Here is a 6,445-nt window from a genome sequence, read left to right as displayed (position 1 = left end):
CCCGACAGACCCGCAGGAAGCAATAAAATCTCTGGGTCATCAGCTTGATAGTCGTTACAGACAGGTTGCTGCACGTCTTGGCGAAAATGAGGCTGTCGAACTCGATGTTTCTGGCCCGAAGCCCCGGTTGACAATTTCTCCCCTCGCCAGTCTTGATGAGCCGGACAGTCTGAAACGACTGAGCAAAATGATCAGTGATCTGCTCCCTCCGGTGGATTTAACGGAGTTGCTGCTCGAAATTAACGCCCATACCGGATTTGCTGATGAGTTTTTCCATGCTAGTGAAGCCAGTGCCAGAGTTGATGATCTGCCCGTCAGCATCAGCGCCGTGCTGATGGCTGAAGCCTGCAATATCGGTCTGGAACCACTGATCAGATCAAATGTTCCTGCACTGACCCGACACCGGCTGAACTGGACAAAAGCGAACTATCTGCGGGCTGAAACTATCACCAGCGCTAATGCCAGACTGGTTGATTTTCAGGCAACGCTGCCACTGGCACAGATATGGGGTGGCGGAGAAGTGGCATCTGCAGATGGAATGCGCTTTGTTACGCCAGTCAGAACAATCAATGCCGGACCGAACCGCAAATACTTTGGTAATAACAGAGGGATCACCTGGTACAACTTTGTGTCCGATCAGTATTCCGGCTTTCATGGCATCGTTATACCGGGGACGCTGAGGGACTCTATCTTTGTGCTGGAAGGCCTTCTGGAACAGGAGACCGGGCTGAATCCAACCGAAATTATGACCGATACAGCAGGTACCAGCGAACTTGTCTTTGGCCTTTTCTGGCTGCTGGGATACCAGTTTTCTCCACGCCTGGCTGATGCCGGTGCTTCGGTTTTCTGGCGAATGGGCCATGATGCCAACTATGGCGTGCTGAATGATATTGCCAGAGGGCAATCAGATCCCCGAAAAATAGTCCTTCAGTGGGACGAAATGATCCGGACCGCTGGCTCCCTGAAACTGGGCAAAGTACAGGCTTCAGTGCTGGTCCGTTCATTGCTGAAAAGTGAACGTCCTTCCGGACTGACTCAGGCAATCATTGAAGTGGGGCGCATCAACAAAACGCTGTATCTGCTTAATTATATTGATGATGAAGATTACCGCCGGCGCATTCTGACCCAGCTTAATCGGGGAGAAAGCCGCCATGCCGTTGCCAGAGCCATCTGTCACGGTCAAAAAGGTGAGATAAGAAAACGATATACCGACGGTCAGGAAGATCAACTGGGCGCACTGGGGCTGGTCACTAACGCCGTCGTGTTATGGAACACTATGTATATGCAGGCAGCCCTGGATCATCTCCGGGCGCAAGGTGAAACACTGAATGATGAAGATATCGCACGCCTCTCCCCGCTTTGCCACGGACATATCAATATGCTCGGCCATTATTCCTTCACGCTGGCAGAACTGGTGACTAAAGGACATCTGAGACCATTAAAAGAGGCGTCAGAGGTAGAAAACGTTGCTTAACGTGAGTTTTCGTTCCACTGAGCGTCAGACCCCTATACCTATCGAGATATCACTCTACCTCTCGCTGCTTGACCGAGGTGGAGGACCGTCGCCGTTGGTGGCTTTTTGGCCAAGCGTTTATCCGCGTCGTCTCGCCGCCCGCTCCGCCTCCGCGCGAATAGCAAGCAGCGAAGGACCAAGAAGCTCACGCGCATGAGCGACCGTTTCGGCGGATGCCGTGTTTAGGGTCAGGACCCATTGATTTGAACTGACGGCTGTGATTCAGATGGGCGTATAGGAGCCCGACTGATGAGTAATTTGTTTTGGCTGACGGACGAGCAAATGGCTCGTCTTCAGCCCTATTTCCCCAAGAGCCATGGCCGCCAGCGCGTTGATGATCGACGCGTTCTGAGCGGCATCATCTTCGTCAACCGCAACGGGCTGCGTTGGCGTGATGCGCCGAAGGAATATGGCCCGGCGAAGACGCTTTATAACCGCTGGAAACGCTGGGGCGACAAGGGCGTATTTATCCAGATGATGGAAGGTCTGGCCGTGCCTGAAGCCGCAGAGCACAAGACCATCATGATCGATGCGACCTATCTCAAGGCCCACCGCACGGCTTCCAGCTTGCGGGTAAAAAAGGGGGCGCGGGCCGCCTGATTGGACGCACGAAAGGCGGCATGAACACCAAGCTTCATGCCGTAACGGATGCGAGTGGTCGCCCGATCAGCTTCTTCATAACGGCAGGCCAGGTCAGCGATTACACCGGTGCTGCCGCCTTGCTTGATGAACTTCCCAAGGCCAAATGGTTGCTGGCCGACCGTGGCTATGATGCCGACTGGTATCGTGACGCTTTACAGGCGAAGGGGATCACTCCCTGCATTCCAGGTCGAAAATCCCGCAAGAAGACCATCAAATACGACAAACGCCGCTACAAACGGCGCAACCGGATCGAGATCATGTTCGGGCGTCTCAAAGACTGGCGGCGTGTCGCTACGCGTTACGACCGGTGCCCAATGGCCTTTCTCTCCGCCATCGCTCTCGCTGCGACCGTTATCTTCTGGCTATGAGCAATGAGTCCTGACCCTAGCGCATATCAAGCCAGAGGAGCCTGAGGTACTTGGTCTTTTAGCCCTCATGGAACTCCAGTGCTCTCGGCTGCTTGCCCGACAAGATCGTCAAGGCTTGCCAGTGCCGCTCGATCGTCAGGATCGTGGCTTGTGGGATCGATTGCTCATACGTCGAGGTCTGGAGATAGTTGAGCGAGCATGCCGCATGTCGTCTCCCACTGGATGGTATCTTCTGCAAGCGTTGATTTCTGCTTGTCACGCGCGGGCTGCGAGCTTTCGAGACACCAATTGGCGAGAGATACTGGCGAGATATGACGCGCTCTTCCTGTTGAGCCCTACATACGTAGTTGCCCTCAATCGAGCAGTCGCTGTGTCGTGGGCCATGAACCCCGCTGCAGGGATGGCGGTCCTTAAGGCGATTGAGGACGAGTGGGACGTGGAGACCTACCCGCTTTTTCACGCGACGCGGGCGGATTTCCTTTCGCGTCTTGGTTTCCAAGACCAAGCTGCGGCAGCCTATCAGGCTGCGGCCGTACTCAGCACCAACCTACCTCAAAAGTTGTTCTTGGTCACGCGCGCTGAGGAATGCCTGGCAGGGTCTCGGACAGATGTTGGATAACATCAGTCGATTGACGGTGATTGCGCGCACGTGGACGCGCATCATGACAGGTATGACGAGCCTTTGAACGTCCGCTGGCTGTGCCGGCGCCATCATATCCGGCTGCACTTCTACGGTGAGGACATGTTTCCTATGTGCAGGCCGCATCACGTATGAACGGCGGCTCTCCGGTTATGCCTCAACGCCGCTGAAAGCGTCGCGCGGTCAGTCAGCCATGACGATCATACCTTATTCAGATCATGCGATCGGCGCCCTGCCATCAGGAGGATGAAATGCGTAAAGATCAGATCCCGGATTTCGTTGATGAGATCTTCGCCACCGGCTGCCCAATCACCGCAGTAGGACAAGATTGCTATGTTTTGCAGAGAGCGATCTGCTGGCAGAAGACTTCGACCGTGTTGGTGAGGTGGTCGATAAAATCTGCCAGCGATAAGGAAAGCGTGACCATCTGTTGCTGACATCGTCGATCATTTGAGGAGCCTCGGCCGTTTCTACGACCTGCGGCTTGAGACACTCCAATAGCGACTATGGGTCGGTCCGCGCTTTAGAATAAGGGATCTAGACCCTGTCGCCAATTTTGGCCTGACGGGGGTTTCCAGCTACGCCTTCATATGTCGTGCCTCAGCCGCGCTGCAAGCGCCGGGCACTGATGCCCAGCATGCTGGTGGTCTTCACCTTTCCGCCGACGCGCCTGAGGATGATGATTGCCGCGTCCGTGGCCAGCCCGGTGCCGATGGCAGCCAAATGACCCAATTGGAACGGCAGATAGCCCGGCTTGACCACGAGAAGCACTCCGATGAAGCCGATGACCACGGCGGTCCACCGCCGAACCGCGATGCTGAAGCCACAAATCGAGCTTTGCGAGGAGTTTCTTTATCCGTCTCAATGAGATAAGGGCCAACTTTAGATCAAGTGCGTCGTAGTACGGCGTGCACCTTGGGCTTGATCCAGCTATAGTGTAATTGTATGCTGGAAATATGTGCAACCCTGGTGTCTAGGCCGTGCGAAGCCAATCAGGCTCGAAAGTCGTTGCGGGTTGTTATCCGTTAAAGGCGGCGACTGTAGCCGCCGCTATTTGGCCCCTTGATACCATTTAGCATTTGGAGCTTTAGGTTCTATAATTTAACGTTACGCTACAGCCGACACCCCGCTTGCCTGAGCGTTTGGATTTCAATCACTTAGTAGACCAACTTGCGGGTCGACGGTTCGTGTCCCTTCAAGGCGGAGGCTTCGGCAGCTGGCGTCTCTATGCCGCGGTGGTGCTTTTCCGAAACGGAAGTCGCCCATTCGCGTCACGTAAACCGACCGTCAGGCGGTACGGCTTAGGAGAATAATCGCAAAGCAGACTGAGACCACCACCCTCGCGCTACCCTTTGCGCAGGCGTCGAAGGCGATCAGGTGCGCTGATCGAGTCTGTCGAGCACCATCGCTGCAAGTTCATCGCTGGTGTGTGCACCACTATCGAGAACACGGGTTGTGGACGGAAGCCGTTCCCTTGCGGCCAAGCATCGGGCGACATTCGCTAATCGCCACTCTCGAATCTCCGCATTCCGATTCGGGTCAGGATGCATGGTCTGGTTCGAGATCCGGTGACGCAATAGGTCCTCGTTAAGCATCAGAAAGATGTGCAGCAGCTGATCGTCGATCTGCCTTAACCCGTCGAGTATCTCAGTCAGATAGTCCGGGTGCACGAGCGTCATTGGGATGATGATGTCCTGCGAGTAATTCCTGCGAATCTCGCTGACCGCAGCGATCGTAAGTCCCCTCCACAAGGGGAGATCCTGATAGTCTCCGCTCGCTGGTATGGGGACCGTTTCTTTCACCACGAACCCGATTTCCTCAGGGTCAAAGATCAGCGATTTCGGACGCCGATCGCGCAGCCGCTCAGCGAGAGTCGTCTTTCCGGCGCCGAAAGGTCCGTTGATCCAGATTATCATTGTCGACGGCCTCTAACCGGAAGGCTCGCAAGAGCGCTGGGCGGCTTCGTGTGCTGGCACGATCGGAGTGGCTCCGAAGTGCTTCTCAAGATAGGTGACGCCGAACGTCACGATGTCCTGCGCGTCGAACAGGTAGCACTGAGCAAAGCCCACGACACCTTCTCGATGGCGACCGAGCTTCACGTAAGCATTTGCTATAGTTTCGACCGCATCCGGCTTTCCTTCGATAGCAAAGCAATCGAGAATGCCGTTTGAATCGTATTCTGATGCCGTTTTCCAGGCGACTTCACCGTTTCTTCCAAGCATCGGCATCTCATACGTCACCCATCGTTTGTTGGGGATATCCGCAACCGCCTCGGCGTAGTGCAATGCGGTAACGGAGTTTAGCGGCGCACCCAACAGCAGGGCCTTCCCGCCAAGGCGGACGAACCGCTCGACGGGCGACCCTTCCCCCAAGGCGTGACCGAGTTCGTGAGGCTCCGTCAGCGTTTCAGCTAGCGGACCAACCGCGACCATCGATGCATCGGGGTGCGCGCTGCGCCGCGCGCCGGGGGCTTGAACCAGAAATTGATTCAGCAGGCCGAACCCACGGTAAGTCCCGGCCGTTGCGGGATCGAACGGCGGCCAGGTACGGCGGGCTTTGTCATCCAACCGAGCGCCATTCAGAGTCTCCTCGTAGGGTGATCGGTCCCACGACGCGTATCCCATCACAGTGCCAGTCGGCCCAACCGCGGAGCGTAACGCGGCAACGACCGTCTCCGCTCCTCCTTCGACCGGACCAATCGCTTTAAGTGAGGCATGCACCATCAACAGGTCACCGGTTTGGACTCCGAGTTTTCGAATTGCCTCCGTTATTGCCTTCCGCGTATGCATCGCGATATCTCCTCTAAACTGCAAAACACTATACGGGGTCTGACGCTCAGTGGAACGAAATTGAATGTATTTAGAAAAATAAACAAATAGGGGTTCCGCGCACATTTCCCCGAAAAGTGCCACCTGACGTCTAAGAAACCATTATTATCATGACATTAACCTATAAAAATAAGCGTATCACGAGGCCCTTTCGTCTTCAAGAATTTTATAAACCGTGGAGCGGGCAATACTGAGCTGATGAGCAATTTCCGTTGCACCAGTGCCCTTCTGATGAAGCGTCAGCACGACGTTCCTGTCCACGGTACGCCTGCGGCCAAATTTGATTCCTTTCAGCTTTGCTTCCTGTCGGCCCTCATTCGTGCGCTCTAGGATCCTCCGGCGTTCAGCTTGTGCCACAGCCGACAGGATGGTGACCACCATTTGCCCCATATCACCGTCGGTACTGATCCCGTCGTCAATAAACCGAACCGCGACACCCTGAGCATCAAACTCT

The 6,445-nt window shown here is 55.3% G+C and carries 7 protein-coding genes and 1 pseudogene; 4 read left to right on the top strand and 4 right to left on the bottom strand.

Features of this window, described 5'->3' with window-relative positions; all coding sequences use genetic code 11:
• The 4 genes and pseudogenes from FTU90_RS15460 to FTU90_RS15450 all read left to right on the top strand — a co-directional run.
• Positions 1-1,474: pseudogene (locus tag FTU90_RS15460) on the top strand (Tn3-like element Tn3 family transposase); the annotation flags it as partial.
• 288 nt (positions 1,475-1,762) lie between these two features.
• Positions 1,763-2,523, top strand: a protein-coding gene (locus tag FTU90_RS15455) for an IS5-like element ISKpn12 family transposase (RefSeq protein WP_085947932.1) whose coding sequence is annotated in 2 segments (ribosomal slippage) — positions 1,763-2,087 and positions 2,087-2,523 — 762 coding nt in all. Because the reading frame shifts where the segments join, the coding sequence is not laid out codon by codon here.
• Between the two features lie 10 nt (positions 2,524-2,533).
• Positions 2,534-3,142 (top strand): DUF6596 domain-containing protein, encoded by a 609-nt coding sequence (locus FTU90_RS16260; RefSeq protein WP_306415568.1) that lies wholly within the window; start codon positions 2,534-2,536, stop codon positions 3,140-3,142.
• A 272-nt stretch (positions 3,143-3,414) separates the two neighbouring features.
• Positions 3,415-3,600: a hypothetical protein gene (locus FTU90_RS15450; protein ID WP_004197549.1), complete on the top strand. Its 186-nt coding sequence runs from the start codon at positions 3,415-3,417 to the stop codon at positions 3,598-3,600.
• Between the two features lie 163 nt (positions 3,601-3,763).
• On the opposite strand, the gene FTU90_RS15445 is transcribed toward FTU90_RS15450, so the two are convergent.
• The 4 genes from FTU90_RS15445 to FTU90_RS15430 all read right to left on the bottom strand — a co-directional run.
• Positions 3,764-3,955, bottom strand: a complete 192-nt coding sequence (locus tag FTU90_RS15445) for a hypothetical protein (RefSeq protein WP_040234282.1) — start codon at positions 3,953-3,955, stop codon at positions 3,764-3,766.
• A gap of 581 nt (positions 3,956-4,536) precedes the next feature.
• The gene (locus FTU90_RS15440; protein WP_002063889.1) at positions 4,537-5,079 is read right to left on the bottom strand and encodes an AAA family ATPase; all 543 of its coding nucleotides are present in this window, start codon (positions 5,077-5,079) and stop codon (positions 4,537-4,539) included.
• 12 nt (positions 5,080-5,091) lie between these two features.
• A complete protein-coding gene (gene aac(3)-IIe / locus FTU90_RS15435) occupies positions 5,092-5,952 on the bottom strand; it encodes an aminoglycoside N-acetyltransferase AAC(3)-IIe (protein ID WP_000557452.1) in 861 nt (286 codons plus the stop codon).
• Positions 5,953-6,129: 177 nt separating this feature from the next.
• Positions 6,130-6,445 (bottom strand): recombinase family protein (locus FTU90_RS15430; protein WP_004152828.1); only part of this gene is annotated, 316 nt, incomplete at its 5' end.

Source organism: Acinetobacter sp. YH12200, from assembly GCF_013418175.1.
In the GTDB taxonomy this organism is placed as follows: Bacteria; Pseudomonadota; Gammaproteobacteria; order Pseudomonadales; family Moraxellaceae; genus Acinetobacter; species Acinetobacter pseudolwoffii.
The sequence above is the reverse complement of the archived record's forward strand: the minus strand, read 5'-3'. Positions and strand labels throughout refer to the sequence as shown.